This is a genomic window from Bartonella sp. B10, from assembly GCF_053794435.1.
In genome coordinates this window covers 401,461-418,812 of the sequence record NZ_CP200030.1, presented here as the reverse complement: position 1 = coordinate 418,812, position 17,352 = coordinate 401,461, and the positions used below count along the sequence as shown (strand labels likewise).

The window sequence follows — 17,352 nt, the reverse complement described above, 5'->3', positions numbered from 1 at the left end:
CTCTAAGCAACACCAAAGGCTCAGATATGACATGCATAAGTTCAAAAACTATCCATTTTTATCTTCTTTTGCATGTAGAGTCATTTTATTTTTTTTTTCAATATGCTTTTATTAACAGTCACCAATTTTCTTTGATTTTAATATTCTATAAAAAAATTACTATGGTAAATGGAGAAGTAGGATCTAATTATGATTTTGTTTATCACTTTGATAGACTGCCCTTTAAAATATATCCATATTCTCTTGTATCTTGTCGAGTTTTATAGGAACGGTTAAAAAGCAAAAGGTGCGTTGTTCTTCATCAGGCTAATGGGAGAGATAGGTGTTATGACAGAAGATCAAATAATGGCTTTTTCTATCATTGGTTTTATGATGATCGTTTTCATTTGGGATCGATACCGTTACGATCTTGTTGCTGTTTGTACATTATTGATTGCATGCGCTGTTGGCCTGGTTAGTCCGAAAGAGGCATTTAATGGTTTTAGCAACGATATCGTTATTATTGTGGGGAGTGTGTTTATTGTCAGTACGGCTGTATCGCGCTCTGGTATAATGGAATTTATCATCCAACGGATATGGCCAGATGTGAAATCTGTTCGTCTTCAATTGGCTTTTTTAGTTATTTCTGTAATGTTTTTATCAATGTTTGTTAAAAATATTGGTGCTTTGGCTATTATGCTTCCAATAGCTTTTCAATTTGCTCGTCGTTCACAAGTTTCGCCTTCTGTCTTTTTGATGCCAATGGCATTTAGTTCTTTGTTAGGTGGTCTCATGACACAGATAGGAACTTCTCCTAATGTCGTTATTTCTGCTATGCAAGAACGTTTAGCAGGAACTCCTTTTACCATGTTTGATTTTACGCCGGTTGGTGCGGCAATTGCTACTGTTGGCGCATTATATTTGGTATTTTTTTCTTGGCGTTTACCTGTTCGTGTGTGTTCAGGTGTATCATTTGATGATGCTATTGATATTCGTAATTACGTTTCGGAAGTACGTATTCCAACGAATTCGCCGATTATAGGAAAAACTATTATTGATCTCGTTAAGCCGTCAGGTGGTGAGGTTATGGTGATTCAGATAATTAGAAGTAAAGTATCTATTTCTCCATTACCAGATTTTGTTTTTTCTGAAAACGATATTATTTTGCTAGAAGGTTCACATACTGGGCTAGATAGCGTCATCAATTCAGCACGTTTAGAATTTTCTACTGGTCGCACCATTTCTCCTGGCGATAAAGACAGCGATGTTAATATTGTTGAGGCGGTCATTACGCATAATTCTCCTCTGATTGGTATCAGTGCAAAAGGGCTTTTGTTATTTGATCGTTATGATGTAAATTTGCTTGCGTTAAGTCGTCAGCATGAAAGAGTACGAGGGAGGCTTGGCGATATTATTTTCCGTCTTGGAGATGTAATTGTCTTGCAGGGGCAGGATGCAGTTATTCCGAATCTGTTACGGGAATTGAAGTGTCTGCCCTTAGCAAAACGCAATATTATGTTTGGTAATTTACGACATGGTCTTGTATCTTTAGCTATTTTATTTGTAGCCATTATTTGTACGGCTTTTCAGGTTATGCCAGTGGCGTTTTCTTTCTTTTTTGCAGCTGCTGCTATGGTTATTTTTCGGGTTTTACCAGCGCGTGATTTGTATCAGGCATTAGATGGAAAAATATTGGTATTATTAGCAGCTCTTATTCCGGTCAGCGAAGCGTTAGAGAAAACGGGATGTACAGATCTTATAGGTTACTGGCTTAGTCAATTAGCAGTATTTTTGCCTCCATCTGGTGCATTAACACTCATGTTAGTTACAGCGATGTTGGTAACGCCATTTTTGAATAATGCAGCAACAGTGATGATGGTAGCACCAATCGCATCAAGTTTTGCTCATTCTTTGCACTACAAGCCTGAAGCTTTTCTTATGGCTGTTGCGATTGGTGCTGGATGTGAATTTCTTACACCGATTGGACATCAAAGTAATATGCTTGTGATGGCACCAGGAGGATACCGTTTTAGTGATTATCCACGTTTTGGTGCTCCATTAGCATTATTAGTAGTCATTGTTGCTATCCCAATGCTCATGTGGATTTGGCCATTATAACAGAATATATCTAAAATTTTTGCATAATAGTCATAATTGCTTATTTGGCTTCGGTTATTTTTAGTTATGAAAATTTAGCTGTATTTTTTATTATAGCTTGTTTAAAATTGGCTTATTTATTGTGGTTAGGTAGTAGGAAATTAAAAAAAGTGCAATGTAATAATTGTTCTTAAAGTCTTTACCGATCGTATAAGTGTATATACATTTTTGTAAAATTACAGATAGCATTATCAGAATTGTCAATAATTATACCATATTAAAAATTAAGGAAGTGATGATTTTTATTTAGATAAATTTCAAAATACATAAAAGCTATATAGGGTATTTGCATCATTTTTAATTGATGTTGTTGCAGAAATTTAATTGCGTGAATACACATTAATTTTAAATTGGTAAGTTAACAGTTTAAAGATATTTAGCTAATTAGGGCTACCATTTTTGTTCATTTGTGAATAAAAGTATAAGAATTAGATTTTTCTTTAAGGTATGATGATATGTCGTATGATAGTTTTATTGCTGAGGTTAATGCGGAGTTTCGTCAGGAAAAAGCTCTTGCTTTTTGGAGACGTTATGGACTTTTTGTTGTTGTTGCAGTTATAACTTTTGTATCAGTAATAGCTATTTATCAAATTTACCATCATGAGCAAATAAAGAAAGCTGGTTATGTTGGTGATATGTTTATAAAAGGTCTTAATTTTGCGGATAAACGTAATTTTGATGAAGCGATAAAGCAATTAGAGAATGTTAAAGCAACTAATTTTGGAGGATACCCTTTCCTTGCTCGTTTGCGTGAGGCTACTTTATTAATGGAACAAGGTAATGCTGTTAAATCTGTGGAGATATTTGACTCTGTTGCAGCTGATGAAAGGGCACCACAAATTTTGCGAGAAGTTGCAAAAATTCGAGCAGCTTATATTTTGGTTGATAAAGGGACATTAGAAGATGTCAGAAAACGCGTTGGAGATATGGCAGATGATGTTAGCCCTATGCGTGCGTTGGCCAGAGAAGCTTTGGGGTTAGCGGCTTATAAAGCAAATAAGATTGGTGATGCAGTTTCTTATTTTCAGAAAATTTCTGCAGAAGGTATTTTAGGATCAAAGATAACCGATCGAGCACAAATTATGCTTGAGCTTATTCAAGCTGAGGGTAAGGCAAATAAGGGATGAATGGATGAGCCTTACCATTGCTATAGTCGGTCGCCCTAATGTTGGCAAGTCAACTTTGTTTAATCGTTTGGTTGGGCTGAAGTTAGCTTTAGTTGATAATAAACCGGGTGTAACGCGTGATCGACGTGTCCATACAGCCAGGCTGCAAGATCTGCGATTTGATGTAATTGATACTGCTGGATTAGAAGAATCGTGCGATAATACGCTTGAAGGTCGTATGCGTTTTCATACAAAAGCTGCTATAGATGAAGCTAATATTATTTTATTTATGTTTGACGCAAAGATTGGAATAACTCCAAGTGATTTAAATTTTGCCTCGCTGATTCGTAAGTCAGGAAAGCCGATTGTACTTGTTGCCAATAAATCAGAATCAAAAGTAGCAATAGGGTATGAACATGAGGCATGGTCATTAGGTTTGGGTGAGCCTTGCTCAATATCTGCTGAACATGGTTTAGGTTTTACAGATCTTCATGATGCAATTATGAATATTATTGGAGGAGATCGAATTTTTGAGAATAAAAATGAAGATGAACATATTGTAGAGCGGCTTGTATCTAATGGTGGTGATGTAGATGATTTGGGAGAAGGAAGAATTATCTACGATGAAAATAAGCCTGTTCAAATTGCGGTTGCTGGGCGCCCAAACACAGGAAAATCAACTCTTATAAATAAAATGTTGGGACAAGATCGTTTATTAACGGGGCCTGAAGTTGGGCTCACTCGTGATTCCATTTCTGTAGATTGGGAATGGCGCGGTCGTCACATTAAACTTTTTGATACCGCAGGTTTGCGTCGAAAATCGAAAATTCAAGAAAAATTAGAAAAGCTTTCTGCTGCGGATACTTTGCGTTCAATTCGTTTTGCAGAGGTAGTAGTGATTGTTTTTGATGCGATGGCACCTTTTGAAAAGCAGGATTTACAAATTGTTGATCTTGTGATTCGTGAGGGACGCGTTCCTATTATCGCCTTTAATAAGTGGGATCTTGTTGAAAATTGTCAAATAAAATTACTTGATTTACATGAAAAGTGTGCTCGCCTTCTTCCTCAGGTTCGTGGTTTAAGAGCTGTCCCTTTATCAGGTCAATATGGTCAAGGGATTGATAAGCTTATGGAAAATGTTATAATGATGCATCGTGTATGGAATCGTCGTATTTCCACAGGCAGATTGAATCGATGGCTCGAAACTGTGATTGCACATAATCCACCTCCTGTGGTTTCTGGGCGTCGGCTTAAGATTAAATACATGACACAGGTTAAAACACGTCCTCCTGGGTTTGTTATTTCTTGCTCACGATCAGAAGCCATGCCCCAATCTTATTTACGTTATCTTTCTAATGAATTGCGCAATGCATTTGATATGCTGGGTGTACCAATTCGTATATCATTACGAACAGATGATAATCCTTTTGTAGCACGCTCTAAAAAAAGATGAATTTTCTATTTGAAAAATGCATAAATTTGCATTCTAGGATTAGTTTTTTAGTAAGCTTTTTCACGAATTACTGCTAATTAATTGTGTAGAGAAAACTTTTATTATCTTAAATTACAGAAAATACGGTATTTAAATTTATACTTGATTCTGATTTGCTGTTGTGAATATTTTCTTAGTATATTTTTAGAGTTATAACATAAAGATATATATAGTGGTCTAAGATTGAAGCAGTAATATATCGTTAGCGGGTTATAGTGGTTACTTTGGATGTATTAATAGCTGAAGTTAATAAAATTTTAGTACAGATTTTTATGCGATAAATTTCTTTTGGCGACTTGACGAATAAATTCTGTAACAATATGCTATGCAAGTTTTTTGGATGAGTTTTAACTTTGCTTTTTAATTAAGGAATCAATTATATATGGCAAGGGATAGCGATCCCATCGTACCCCCAAAAAAGACTGAAGGAAAAAATCAAAGAAATAGTTTTTCTTCAGGGGATTTTAGGTATTGTAGTAGGAATTTAGTTTCATCTTTGATGCGCAAAGAGGCGTTAGAAAAAAAGAGGTTTGAAAAGAAGGAGGAAGAGTTAAAAGGAGGGATGGCACGTGCTGTTAAGCTGTCTAGCGAGTTTCTTGCGAACATTATTGTTGGTGTCGTGTTGGGATTAGGGTTCGATAAGCTGGTAGGTTCATTGCCGTGGGGATTGGTATTTTTCCTTTTTCTTGGATTTGCTTCTGGCACATTAAGTATTCTTCGTTCTGTGGGGTACATTGCCCCCAGTAAATTTAGACAAAGTGGCGCATCGCGCCAAGATCAAAAGAGCCAATAAGAGGTTCGGTAAATGAGGTTGAAGTGACATCGCACGCTCCAGATCCTATTCATCAGTTTGAGGTTTCACGGTTAATTAATATTTCTATAGGAAATATGGATTTGTCGTTTACAAACGTATCGTTTTTTATAGTGGTTACTGTTGTTGTAGCTTCTGTCTTTCTCTTTATTTCCTCGTCGAGTCGTGGGTTAGTTCCGACACGGATGCAATCCGTTTCAGAGATGGCATATGAGTTTGTAGCATCAACTTTGCGGGAATCATCTGGCGTGCAGGGCATGCAATTTTTTCCTTTGGTTTTTTCTCTGTTTACATTTATTTTGCTTGCTAATTTTATTGGTCTTTTCCCTTATTTTTATACGATTACTTCTCAAATTATGATTACTTTTGCATTGGCTATGTTGGTGATTTTAACGGTGATTGTTTATGGTTTTTATAAACATGGGATGAGTTTTTTGAAATTGTTCGTTCCTAGTGGTGTGCCTGTTGTAATTTTACCTCTTGTTACTATGATTGAGGTTATTTCTTTTTTTTCTCGCCCTATAAGTCTTTCACTTCGTCTTTTTGCTAATATGCTTGCTGGTCATATTACCCTTAAAGTATTTTCTGGCTTTATTGTCTCAATGATCGGAGTAGGAATTATGGGCGTTGGTGGTTCAATTTTACCGCTTATCATGACTGTAGCGATTACTGCTCTTGAGTTTTTGGTTGCATTCCTTCAGGCTTATGTGTTTACAGTTTTGACTTGTATGTATCTTAATGATGCAGTTCATCCGGGACATTAATAAAACTGGCGGTTTTCCGCCAAATAGTGCAATTTCGCTTCAAAGGAGAATAATATGGAATTGGTGCTTGCAGCAAAATATATTGGCGCTGGTCTTGCTTGTTTTGGTATGGCAGGGACAGCTTTAGGCCTTGGAAATATTTTTGGTAACTATCTTTCTGGTGCGTTACGAAATCCATCAGCAGCAGATAGTCAATTTGGTCGTTTAGTCTTTGGTTTTGCTGTTACAGAAGCTTTGGGTATTTTTTCATTACTGATTGCGTTGTTACTTCTTTTTGCAGTTTAATCATCTTCAAAAGGGTATGTTTGTTTTCTGCATGAAAATAAATATATCCTTTTAATTTTTGATGACAAGAATATTAGCTAAGTCGTCATTGGCAATAGAGGGTCTTAATAAGTTATTTGAAGGATAAAAGAAGATGTTTGTTTCCAGCGCTTATGCAAATATCACTGAAACAACTATGGGGCATATAACTAATGTGGCAGGACGTGCAGATCGTGTATTTCCGCCTTTTGATTTTGTGCATTTTGGTTCGCATCTTTTTTGGTTATCAGTTTCTTTTGGGCTTTTTTATCTTTTTATCTCTCGTGTAATTGTGCCGCGTATTGGTGGTGTTATTGAAACACGCAAAGACCGGATTGCGTCTGATTTAGATCAGGCAATGCGTATGAAGCAGGAAGCATGTGTTGTTGTTGAAACTTACGAGCAGAAATTAGCGGAAGCTCGTTTACAGGCTCACGTTATGGCACAGACTGCTAGTGAAGAGATAAAAGAAAAAGCCGAAATGGAGCGAAAAGAAATTGAAGCAAGCTTAGAGAAAAAGCTAGCAGATGCTGAAAAACAAATAACAAAGATTCGGGATAAAGCTATGCAAAATGTTGGCTTAATTGCCGAAGAGTTAGCTATTGAAATTGTAAAAAAATTAATTGCTGTTGATGTTGGTAAAGATTCTGTTAATTCAGCTATTAAAGCTGCAGATTGCCGAGGATTAAAAAGATGACCGATACTTTTTGGGCATTCGTTGGGTTAGTTATTTTTATAACTCTTTTGGTTTATTTCAAAATTCCTAAGATGGCTGTGAGTCATCTTGATGCGCGGGCAAAGCGTATAAAGGATGAACTTGATGAAGCTCTTCGTCTTCGTGAAGAGGCACAGGAAATGCTAGCCGAATATCAGCGTAAGCATGCAGAAGCAGAAAGGGATGCACAAGAGATTATTGCTGCAGCTAAACATGAGGTTGAATCTATTATCGCTGAATCTCGTATAAAAGCAGAAGAGTATGTAAGGAATCGCAATAAATTGGCAGAACAGAAAATTGCTCAGGCAGAAGTTGATGCTGTACGTATGGTTTCTTCATCTGCGATAGATTTAGCAGTTTCTGCTGCGTGTACGCTTATTGCGCAAGAATTAAATTCTGAAAAAGCTTGCAAGCTCATTAAGGAATCTATTGCTGAAGAGTCTCTTAATAAAATGAAAGCATACCTTAATTAATGATTATTGGGTAAGTTTAAAAAGATCATTTTAGGTAATTTTATTGTATTTCAATACTAATAGAGATTTTTGTATTAGTTGTTTTGTAATGATAATTAATACTGCTGTTGTATGTTTGGGAGTTATCTAAATTACGAGGATAGGTTATTCTATAATATTCTTAGATATAATTAATGACAAGAGAACTAAAGAATATAAAACTTAATTTTTATTGTTCTTAATTATTGATAGAATGTCAGATTTCAGATTACAATTTTTGAAAAATCTCCGATTGCTTGTGTTGTATTGCAGATACGCTTAAGAAGAGCCAACCGGTTGGTGCGGACATTGTAATTGTTATCGTTGATTAATATTTTTTCAAAAAATATATTTATGCATTCTCCAAGTGGTATCAGAGTATTTAGTAAAAGTGATAAACTTTTTGTATTTATGTAGTTCTCAACTTTTTCTTCTACTTCAATAATTTTTTTATAGAGTTGTTTTTCTTCTGCTTCAATAAATAATTCAGGATCAACTTCATTTGTGATTGTTGTACCTTTTTGGAATTCATTCTCAAGAATGTTTACTGTACGTTTTATAGCAGCTAAAAAATTGTTTCCATCGTCTGTATTAATAAAGGCGATTAGTGATTCGATACGACGTACAGCCAATAAAAAATCATCAGTATCCTTGTTTAAGATTGCTTCAATCGCATCATAACGAGCACCTTGCTCTTTAAGGTAAATTTTTAGGCGTTCATGAAAAAAACACAAAAGATCTGATAAAATATGTCCTGTTTTGTCAGGAAATATATTGTGCAATTGTTGTTCTTTTTTTAAGGATGTTGTGTGTTTGATTTTTTGCTGTAAAAAAAGATTTATTGCTACGTTAAAAATTGGTGTAAGATTGATTGTCCAGTCATGCAATAGCACGAGTTTAATAACTCCTAATGCTGCCCGTCTTAATGCATAGGGATCCTTTGAACCCGTTGGTTTTTCATTAATGAGCCAAAAACCAACGAGTGTATCGATTTTATCAGCTAGAGCAACTGTTATAGCAATAGGCTCTTGTGGGGTGCTATCTGTAGATCCTCGAGGTTTATAATGATCCTCGATTGCTTCAGCTACGCGAATATCTTCTCCTTGAAGAAGTGCATATTTTCGCCCTATTAATCCTTGTAATTCAGGAAATTCACCAACAACTTTTGTCTGTAAATCAGCTTTTGCGAGTATTGCTGCCCGTCGAGCTAATAGAGGATCTGCTTGTACAAAAGGTGCAATTTTTTGCGCTAAAGCAGCTATACGTTCTATTCTTGCACCTTGTGTTCCTAATTTTTCATGAAAAATGACATTCAAATGATCAAGTCGTGCCATTCTTTGATCAAGAGGTTTGTTCAAATCCAGATCAAACTTTTTAGCAGAGGAGTTTAAGTATTTTATATCTGGTAAATTATGTTGGTCTGTTTGCCAAAAATAGAGTGCATCAGAAAGGCGAGCACATACAACTCTGCTATTTCCCTTAGAAATTTCTTTGCCATCATCGCTTGCAAGAATATTAGAGACAAGAATGAAATGATGAGAAAGTTTAGTTTTTTCGCCTTGTTTGCGAGTTACAAAGCATTTTTGGTTAGCTCGAATTGTTAAGCGAATAATTTCTGGTGGCATATCAAGAAAGGATTTGTTGAAACTGCTCATAAGAACAACAGGCCACTCAACAAGTCCCGAAATTTCTTCTAAAAGAGCATCATCTTGAACCAGTTCTAGGTTGTTTGCAAAGCAGAGATTTTGAGCATCTGCTAATATGATATTCTTGCGCCTTTCTGCATCTAGAATGACTTTATTGGCTTCCAGCTTGGCGATATAGTCATCAAAACGGCGGATTTGTATAGGTTTTCCATCACTTAAAAAACGATGACCGTAGGTCAGATTGTTGCTTTTAAGGGAACCAATTGTAAAGGACACAACATGTGTTTCACCAATTTCTGGTCCGAAGACACAGAGAATATTTTGCAAGGATCGAATCCACTTCAGTGCTCCACTTTTTGCTGAATCTTCACCCCAACGCATAGATTTTCGCCATGGAAAGTTGCGGATAATATTCGGTATAATATCTGCAATAATTTCTTCTGCATTTCGGCCTTTTTTAGTGATTTTAGCAATATAAAAGTCACCTTTTTTGTTGTCATGTGCAATGTGAGCTTCAGAAATATCATGGAGTCCTGTTGCACGTAAAAAGCCATCAATCATGTGCTGTGGTGATTTTGTACTGGGACCTCTACGTTCTTCATAGATATCTTTTGAGAACATAGAAAGACCACGTAGGTCTAATGTAAGACGACGAGGTGTCCAATATTCACGAGCAAATTCATAGGTTAAACCTGCATTTACAAGTTGATCTGTAATACATTTTTTGAGATCGGCAGCAGCTTTTCTCTGTATACAAGCAGGGATCTCTTCGCTGAAAAGTTCAAGAAGGAGATTAGACATTAAGATTCTCTTTTATTACAAATTTGACCAGCTTCAGTAAGTAAAAATGCTTCACCACAGCGGCGTGCAAGATCACGAACACGAAGAATGTAACTTTGTCGTTCTGTTACAGAAATAACGCTACGGGACTGTAAAAGATTAAAAATATGACTGGCTTTAATACATTGATCATAAGCTGGAAAAACACATCGATGTACGTTATTTTTATTATTTGGTTTTCCAGCTTCAAGAAGTGCGATACATTCGCATTCTGCATCGATAAAATGTTGATGCAGTAATTTGGTATCCGCAAATTCAAAATTATAGTATGAATATTCCTGTTCTGTTTGTAGGAAAATATCTCCATAACTTATTTTATTTTTTCCATCTAAACCATTAAAGTTAAGATCATAGACATTATCAATACCTTGGATGTACATGGCTAGACGTTCAAGTCCATATGTGATTTCTCCTGAAACTGGAGCGCAATCAATACCACAAATTTGCTGAAAATAAGTAAATTGAGAGATTTCCATTCCATCACACCAGCATTCCCATCCAAGTCCCCAAGCCCCGAGTGTTGGGCTTTCCCAATCATCTTCAACAAAGCGAATATCATGAAGTTTTGCATCAAGGCCGATGGCTTGCAATGATTTTATATAAAGCTCTTGCAAATTTGGAGGAGAAGGTTTGATAAGAACTTGAAATTGATAATAGTGCTGTAAACGATTTGGATTTTTACCATATCGTCCATCTATTGGGCGACGAGACGGCTGTACATAAGCTGCTTTCCAAGGATTTGGTCCTAATGCACGCAGTGTTGTAGATGGATGAAAAGTTCCAGCTCCAACTTCCATATCATAAGGTTGTAAAATTGCGCACCCATAGTGAGCCCAATAATTTTGCAAAGTCAATATAAGACCTTGAAAAGAACGTTTAGGGTTAAGATATTTAGGCATTTTTACCTTGTGCACTCTTTAAAATATTTGATCAACATATGGAGATTAAAAGAATTTCATTACTGTCTATTGTTTCGTATGATTATGGTCAAGTATCGTTATTTATTGCAAGCCAAATTTCAATTTTTTTTGGATTGTTTTAGAATTTTCTGCTTCTTCATCAATTGCATGATTCCATTGAAATATTGCTTCACGTTTTCGTCCAATTTTCCAATAGGCATCACCTAAATGATCATTTAATATTGGATCTTCGGGTTGTAATTTTATAGCAGTTTCCAATATCTGAACAGCTTTATTGTATTGCTTAAGTTTATAATAAGCCCATCCTAAAGAATCTAAGATATGGCTATTTTGTGGTTGTAATGCAGAGGCTTTTTGCAGAATACGGAATGATTCTTCAAGATTTTGATTACGATCAATAAGTGAGTAGCCTAGATAATTAAGTACTTGTGGCTGATCAGGAAAAAAATCAAGCGCTTTTCGTAGGTCAATTTCGGCTTTTGGCCATTGCTGCAAACGCTCAAGGGCAATTCCACGTTGATAAAAGAGTTTCCAATCATCTTGTTGAAAATTTTTTATACGTGCAATAGCATTATCCATAATTTGGACAACGGCAGAAAATTTATTTTCTTGCATATAAATAGCTGCTAAAGCCATCAAAATATGGCGATCATTAGGAAATTTTTTCCTTAATAATGTGAGTAATTTTATAGCTTCATTGGGATTGCTGTTATTTGCGAGAGTGTGTGCTAGCTGTAACTGCCCAAACTTATAATAAAATGAGCTAGGAGGTAAAGAACGGAAAAATTTAATTGCACGATTTGGATCATTTAGTCTAATGGAAATATTTGCTAATTGAAATAATGTCGCATCATTTTTAGGATTTAAGATTAAAGATAATTGATTGAAAATACGTGCAATTTGCTCTGAGTTATTATAGTTGAGAATTGTTCCAAAATTATATAATACTTCACCTGCTCCTTGCTGAGCTGTTTGAATTGTCCTTTCTAGGAAACCACCTTTTTCAACTTTTTCCCTGATATTTTTAAGTAGGTTTCTTCTTGGGAGAGTCTGTTCACCATGCTTGAGAATCTGAATAGCTTGATTACGCATTTTATGCCGCAATTGGAATGAGGCATAGGCTATGATAATATGTTCATAGGTGATAGGAGATATAATATGGCTTTGTGGGTTATTGAATGCCTGAGCGAAATATTTTTGTGCATCCTGTTTACGATTTGCTAGGTCATTCATGAGTGCAAGATGGTAATGTAAGAAAGTATTATACCAAGCAGAGCTTTGCATTTTTTCAAGATCAGAGATTGCTTGAGATTGGTGCCCAGATCCAAAAGTGGCCCAAGCACTGATTAATTCAGAGATTGGGTTATTGGTAGCAGGGGGGCTTTCAGTTGTAGAAGAGGCTTAACATTTTGGTAGTTTCTTTTAATGAGATTATCTACTGATAAAGTTAAGGAAACAAAAGGAGTTATAATACCTTGCTCTTTGAGTTTTTTGGCTTGCTTGGCAGCTTCTTTAAAGGTACCTGTGGACAGCATAGCTTCAAGGATTTCTATTTGTGCTTCAATATGATCAGGTTTATAAGTGAGCGCCTGTTTAAAATAATCTATAGCAAGATCTGTTTTATTTTCGTGGTTTGCTACTCTTCCAGCTAAATAGGCGCCTGTAAATGAATTTGTACTGATGGCAGCATAAACTTTGTTGTAGGTGGGTAGTAACATCAGTACAATGCTCGCTATCAAAAAAGTAAAAAAGCGGTATACTGCTGTACTGTGCATAGAACGAATCCTTCTTAAGATAATCAATAGATTGTATAGATTATAAATCATACCCAATCACTTATTTGCAAAATACTATTATTCTTGCCACTAACTAGTTTACACGAGAAATACAAAAGTTAACAGCTTCGATTAAAGCATTTTGGGCAGGGGTTTTTTCCATTGAAGAGAGAGCATCAGTCGCACGTTTTCCATAGGTGCATGCTTGTTTTATCGTATCTGTGAGGCCTTCATATTTTTCTATTAGGTGTTGTGCGTGCGTAAAGGCTTCATCATTGTTTTGACCGTTTTCAATAGCTTGTTTCCAGAATTTTTTTTCTACAGTATTTCCTCGTTTATATGCTAAAATAACAGGCATTGTAATTTTACCTTCTCGGAAATCATCACCTATATTTTTTCCTAGATTTTTAGCAGTTCCACCATAGTCTAGTGCATCATCAATTAATTGAAAAGCTAAACCTAATAATGATCCATATTCGCGTAATGAAAAACGTTTTTCATGTTCAGAACCAGCAATGATTGGTCCAACTTCTGCAGCCGCTGAAAAAAGTGCAGCCGTTTTTGCATTGATGATTTTTAGGTAATCTGAAATGCTAGTTTCTATATTTTTTGTAGCAGAAAGTTGCATCACTTCTCCTTCAGCAATTATTGCAGCAGCATTTGCTAAGACAGAGAGCGCTTCTATAGATCCAACATCTACCATCATTTTAAAAGCTTGTCCCAACAAAAAATCACCAACAAGTACGCTTGCCTGATTTCCCCAGATCATTCGTGCAGTAGATTTTCCTCGTCGTAGATTACTTTCATCGATTACATCATCGTGTAACAAAGTTGCTGTATGCATAAACTCAACTGCTGTTGCGAGTTTTATATGTCCATCATTTTGGTAGCCGAACATATGAGCAGACGCTAATGTTATCATTGGGCGTAACCTTTTTCCACCTGATGAAATAAGATGGTTGGAAATTTCAGGGATCATTACAACGTCTGAATTTGCCATAGAGAGGATAAGCTGATTCACATGCTCCATGTCATTTTTGGTAAGATTGATAAGGGATTGAAGAGAAATTTGCTCATTTCCCGTTTGATCCGATTGTGTGGTAGCATTCAATATGTTTACTCCTAGAGTATTGCAATAATATATATAATTTCTACTTTTTCTGTAGCATAAAGTGGAGAGACATTTGATACAAGTCTTGATATATTACTTTGAAACGTAAATTTTGCATGATATTTATAAGGGGTATTTTTTATACTTAGGTGGTGTCGGTATCATGAACTTATGGTAAAAAATTGAAATAAATTTTTTAAGATTATGAGTTGAAAGTATAAATTATAGAGATGATCTTTAAGCTTTTAAATGGATAAAGTAATGAGTCATAATAATGATGAAACAGTTGATGGGTTTCATCACGGAGGGTTTTATTTAGTTCAACCACGTTTACGTGGTCATCGTTCTGGTATGGATGCTATGTTGTTAGCGGGTTTGGTTCCCAGTAATTTTCAAGGTAAGGTTGTTGATTTAGGTGCTGGTGCTGGTGCTGCTGGATTAGCGGTTGCCTCGCGTTGCTCAAATGTTCATGTAACATTGGTTGAACGATCAGATTTTATGGTATCTTATGCTAAAAAAACGCTGATGCTAAAACAAAATGAAAGACTTTCTAACCGAATTTGCTTATTAAAAGCAGATGTTGCCTTTAGAGGTAAGGATCGACTAGAGGCAGGATTGGCCGATAATGTTTTTGATTTTGCGATTATGAATCCGCCTTTCAACAATCCTACAGATCGCAAAACACCTGATGAGCAAAAGTTTGAAGCTCATGTTATGCCTGAGGAAATGTTTAACAATTGGTTGCGGAGTGCAGCAGCAATTGTTAAACCGGGTGGATATCTTGGGTTAATTGCACGCCCACAATCACTGACTGATATCTTGCATGCTTTGGAGGGGCGTTTTGGTAATATTTGCCTCATTCCTATTCATGCGCGCGCTGCAACGGCCGCAATTCGTATTTTGTTTTATGCAAAACGGGGAAGTCGAGCAGCGTTATCTATATTGCCACGGTTGGTTATGCATGAAGGTGATGGTCATGCTTTTTCTCCACAGGTTGATGCAATTAATAATGGGCGTATAAGCTTGTGGGAACTTTTTAAGTGATATCTTGTGTTTTCCAGTTTATTATTTAAATTAAAATTAGGCATTTAATTGTTTCAAAAGAGGTTTTAATTTTTAGTGACAAGTTATAGCTTATGATTTAGATTTTCATTGGTACTGTTTTATACAGTTATGCTCTTCTTTTGTTTCCATTACTCGTTAAATTTTACAAAACATTATAAGGAAATTTCATTTTGATTGACGCTATCAAAAATTTTATTCCAAATTCTTTTTATTCCAGTAAACCTGAAATTCCGGTAGTACGCCTTCATGGTGCGATTATGGATTCAGCTTCATCGATAACACGTACGCTTTCGTTGGGTAGGTGTGCAAATCTTTTAGATAGGGCTTTTTCTCATAGAAAAGCGCCGGCTGTTGCTATTGTTATTAATTCTCCCGGTGGTTCGCCTGTGCAATCACATTTTATTTTTAAGCGTATTCGTGGTTTGGCAGAGGAAAAAAAGAAACATGTTCTTGTCTTTGTTGAAGATATAGCTGCATCGGGTGGTTATATGATTGCTTGTGCGGGAGATGAAATTTTTGCTGATCCTGCTTCGATTGTTGGTTCTATTGGGGTTGTTTCGGCTTCTTTTGGTTTTCCTGAGCTTTTAAAAAAAATTGGCGTAGAGCGTCGTGTTTATACGGCTGGAAAAAACAAAGTTGTGTTAGATCCATTTCAGCCAGAACAAAAAATGGGTGTTGAACATTTAAAATCTCTACAACTTGAGGTTCACCAAACTTTTATCGATTTAGTTAAAGAGAGGCGCGCAGCGAAATTATCAGATGATCCAGATATTTTTACAGGAATGTTTTGGAGTGGAAAGAAAGGTGTTGAACTTGGTTTAATTGATGGGTTAAATGATGTACGATCTGTTATTAAAGAGCGATTTGGTCGTGATACAAAACTTCGCTTAATTACTCCTCCAAAGAGTCTTTTAGGACCAAAAATGCCTTCAGGAATTGTTGCTAATACAGCTTATACAGCTGTCAACAGTGCATTAATAGCAGCGGAAGAGCGGGCACTTTGGCAGCGTTATGGTTTATGATTGGAATAGTGATTTGATGTGTGTTAAATTTTAATTGATGATTTTACTTAAGAGTGGTTGTTAAAAGGAACAAGATCTAAGATGACGCGGGTGATTGCCTTTAGTTTGATTTGTATTACAATTTATTACATTTGTTGTTTGGTTAAGAAGCAATTGAAGTATGTTGATGTGAAAGATAGGTCGCATGTCGATCCGAGAGGAACATTGGTAAAAGATTCTTTTACTGGTAGATATTACGTCAGATGATATTGGATGTACAATCTGCGTTCAAAGGTTTCTCTTGTGTATTTACGCCAATTAAGTTGAATTTAGCTTTACATGTTGTAGGGCAGCGCTCTGATGGTTATCATTTAATAGAAAGTTTGGTCTATTTTAGTCTCAGCGGTGATTATTTAAGATGTATGCCTTTTTGTCGTGATCGGTTTATTGTAACAGGTCCTTTTGCAGATAAGCTAGCTTCTGATACGAGAAATTTGGTTGTGCGTGCACATGATTTTATGTGTAAGACATTTCCTGAACATGCTAGTCATACTTTTTTCCAACTTATTAAAGTCTTACCGATTGCTTCTGGAATAGGTGGTGGTTCTGGTAACGCTGCTGGTGTTTTAAGTATGTTGCGTCGGCAATGGGATATTGATTGTTCTTGTGAAAAATTAGCAGAAATGAGTTTAGTGCTTGGTGCTGACGTACCAATGTGTCTTTTTGCTTTGGAATACAAGCAGCCGCTTTTTGTTAAAGGAATTGGGCAAGATATAACGCGGCTAAAAGAGGCTTGCTCGCTTGCAATGGTATTGGTTAATCATGGTCAATACATTGAAACAAAATCTGTTTTTAGGATCTTGGAGAAACATGATCATCCTTCTCTGAAAATTGATCCAGCGGCTTTCAAGACGGTTTATTCATTGGTTGAAGCATTACAAGAAACACGTAATGATCTTTTTGTCCCTGCATTAAAAATTGCACCTCGAATATCCGATGTTTTACATGCATTGGATGAGAGTGGCTCTCTTTTTTCTCGTATGTCTGGGACTGGTGCGACTTGTTTTGGTATTTTTAAAGATAAAGAATCAGCACAGAAGGCAGCTGTCTTTATTAAATCAATGCACCCAGACTGGTTTGTTAAGCCTATCATAACTTTAGGAAGATCATAAAGTT

The 17,352-nt window shown here is 36.0% G+C and carries 14 protein-coding genes and 1 pseudogene; 11 read left to right on the top strand and 4 right to left on the bottom strand.

The window, feature by feature from the left end; genetic code table 11:
- The first annotated feature begins 327 nt into the window (after nt 1–327).
- From V3565_RS01800 to V3565_RS01765, 8 genes are all read left to right on the top strand, one after another.
- On the top strand, nt 328–2,097 hold the full coding sequence (locus V3565_RS01800) for an SLC13 family permease (RefSeq protein WP_455478626.1): 1,770 nt from the start codon (nt 328–330) through the stop codon (nt 2,095–2,097).
- A 494-nt stretch (nt 2,098–2,591) separates the two neighbouring features.
- Nucleotides 2,592–3,263 carry a DUF2659 family protein gene (locus tag V3565_RS01795; RefSeq protein ID WP_455478625.1) on the top strand — a complete coding sequence of 224 codons (672 nt, stop codon included), beginning with the start codon at nt 2,592–2,594 and terminating at the stop codon, nt 3,261–3,263.
- 4 nt (nt 3,264–3,267) lie between these two features.
- Entirely contained in the window at nt 3,268–4,695 is a 1,428-nt protein-coding gene (der, locus tag V3565_RS01790) for a ribosome biogenesis GTPase Der (protein ID WP_455478624.1), read from the top strand.
- Between the two features lie 421 nt (nt 4,696–5,116).
- On the top strand, nt 5,117–5,527 hold the full coding sequence (locus V3565_RS01785; RefSeq protein ID WP_455478623.1) for an AtpZ/AtpI family protein: 411 nt from the start codon (nt 5,117–5,119) through the stop codon (nt 5,525–5,527).
- Between the two features lie 23 nt (nt 5,528–5,550).
- Nucleotides 5,551–6,309 carry a F0F1 ATP synthase subunit A gene (locus tag V3565_RS01780; protein WP_455478622.1) on the top strand — a complete coding sequence of 253 codons (759 nt, stop codon included), beginning with the start codon at nt 5,551–5,553 and terminating at the stop codon, nt 6,307–6,309.
- A 54-nt stretch (nt 6,310–6,363) separates the two neighbouring features.
- Nucleotides 6,364–6,594 carry a F0F1 ATP synthase subunit C gene (locus tag V3565_RS01775; RefSeq protein ID WP_455466470.1) on the top strand — a complete coding sequence of 77 codons (231 nt, stop codon included), beginning with the start codon at nt 6,364–6,366 and terminating at the stop codon, nt 6,592–6,594.
- A 133-nt stretch (nt 6,595–6,727) separates the two neighbouring features.
- A complete protein-coding gene (locus tag V3565_RS01770) occupies nt 6,728–7,309 on the top strand; it encodes a F0F1 ATP synthase subunit B (RefSeq protein WP_455478621.1) in 582 nt (193 codons plus the stop codon).
- The gene (locus V3565_RS01765; protein ID WP_455478620.1) at nt 7,306–7,800 is read left to right on the top strand and encodes a F0F1 ATP synthase subunit B; all 495 of its coding nucleotides are present in this window, start codon (nt 7,306–7,308) and stop codon (nt 7,798–7,800) included. Before V3565_RS01770 ends, V3565_RS01765 begins: the two co-directional genes overlap by 4 nt.
- A 242-nt stretch (nt 7,801–8,042) precedes the next feature.
- Here the strand turns inward: V3565_RS01765 and glyS are convergent, their stop codons facing one another.
- The 4 genes and pseudogenes from glyS to V3565_RS01745 all read right to left on the bottom strand — a co-directional run bounded on the left by glyS (nt 8,043) and on the right by V3565_RS01745 (nt 14,110).
- Nucleotides 8,043–10,265, bottom strand: a complete 2,223-nt coding sequence (gene glyS, locus V3565_RS01760; protein ID WP_455478619.1) for a glycine--tRNA ligase subunit beta — start codon at nt 10,263–10,265, stop codon at nt 8,043–8,045.
- Nucleotides 10,265–11,203 carry a glycine--tRNA ligase subunit alpha gene (locus tag V3565_RS01755; protein WP_455478618.1) on the bottom strand — a complete coding sequence of 313 codons (939 nt, stop codon included), beginning with the start codon at nt 11,201–11,203 and terminating at the stop codon, nt 10,265–10,267. The genes glyS and V3565_RS01755 overlap by 1 nt, the downstream gene beginning before the upstream one ends.
- A 102-nt stretch (nt 11,204–11,305) precedes the next feature.
- Nucleotides 11,306–12,999, bottom strand: a pseudogene (locus V3565_RS01750) (tetratricopeptide repeat protein).
- Nucleotides 13,000–13,093: 94 nt separating this feature from the next.
- Nucleotides 13,094–14,110, bottom strand: coding sequence for a polyprenyl synthetase family protein (locus tag V3565_RS01745; RefSeq protein ID WP_455478617.1), 1,017 nt, complete (start codon nt 14,108–14,110; stop codon nt 13,094–13,096).
- A 261-nt stretch (nt 14,111–14,371) separates the two neighbouring features.
- On the opposite strand from V3565_RS01745, the gene V3565_RS01740 reads away from it, so the two are divergent.
- The 3 genes from V3565_RS01740 (at nt 14,372) to V3565_RS01730 (ending at nt 17,348) form a co-directional block, all read left to right on the top strand.
- Nucleotides 14,372–15,154 (top strand): tRNA1(Val) (adenine(37)-N6)-methyltransferase, encoded by a 783-nt coding sequence (locus tag V3565_RS01740; protein WP_455478616.1) that lies wholly within the window; start codon nt 14,372–14,374, stop codon nt 15,152–15,154.
- Between the two features lie 191 nt (nt 15,155–15,345).
- Nucleotides 15,346–16,197 carry a S49 family peptidase gene (locus tag V3565_RS01735; protein ID WP_455478615.1) on the top strand — a complete coding sequence of 284 codons (852 nt, stop codon included), beginning with the start codon at nt 15,346–15,348 and terminating at the stop codon, nt 16,195–16,197.
- Nucleotides 16,198–16,439: 242 nt separating this feature from the next.
- On the top strand, nt 16,440–17,348 hold the full coding sequence (locus V3565_RS01730; RefSeq protein WP_455478614.1) for a 4-(cytidine 5'-diphospho)-2-C-methyl-D-erythritol kinase: 909 nt from the start codon (nt 16,440–16,442) through the stop codon (nt 17,346–17,348).
- Nucleotides 17,349–17,352 lie beyond the last annotated feature (4 nt).

Coding starts and splice junctions, on each gene's coding strand:
- V3565_RS01800 (WP_455478626.1), top strand. CDS start 328: ATGACAGAAGATCAAATAATGGCTTTTTCTATCATTGGTTTTATGATG.
- V3565_RS01795 (WP_455478625.1), top strand. CDS start 2,592: ATGTCGTATGATAGTTTTATTGCTGAGGTTAATGCGGAGTTTCGTCAG.
- der (WP_455478624.1), top strand. CDS start 3,268: ATGAGCCTTACCATTGCTATAGTCGGTCGCCCTAATGTTGGCAAGTCA.
- V3565_RS01785 (WP_455478623.1), top strand. CDS start 5,117: ATGGCAAGGGATAGCGATCCCATCGTACCCCCAAAAAAGACTGAAGGA.
- V3565_RS01775 (WP_455466470.1), top strand. CDS start 6,364: ATGGAATTGGTGCTTGCAGCAAAATATATTGGCGCTGGTCTTGCTTGT.
- V3565_RS01770 (WP_455478621.1), top strand. CDS start 6,728: ATGTTTGTTTCCAGCGCTTATGCAAATATCACTGAAACAACTATGGGG.
- V3565_RS01765 (WP_455478620.1), top strand. CDS start 7,306: ATGACCGATACTTTTTGGGCATTCGTTGGGTTAGTTATTTTTATAACT.
- glyS (WP_455478619.1), bottom strand. CDS start 10,265: ATGTCTAATCTCCTTCTTGAACTTTTCAGCGAAGAGATCCCTGCTTGT.
- V3565_RS01755 (WP_455478618.1), bottom strand. CDS start 11,203: ATGCCTAAATATCTTAACCCTAAACGTTCTTTTCAAGGTCTTATATTG.
- V3565_RS01740 (WP_455478616.1), top strand. CDS start 14,372: ATGAGTCATAATAATGATGAAACAGTTGATGGGTTTCATCACGGAGGG.
- V3565_RS01730 (WP_455478614.1), top strand. CDS start 16,440: ATGATATTGGATGTACAATCTGCGTTCAAAGGTTTCTCTTGTGTATTT.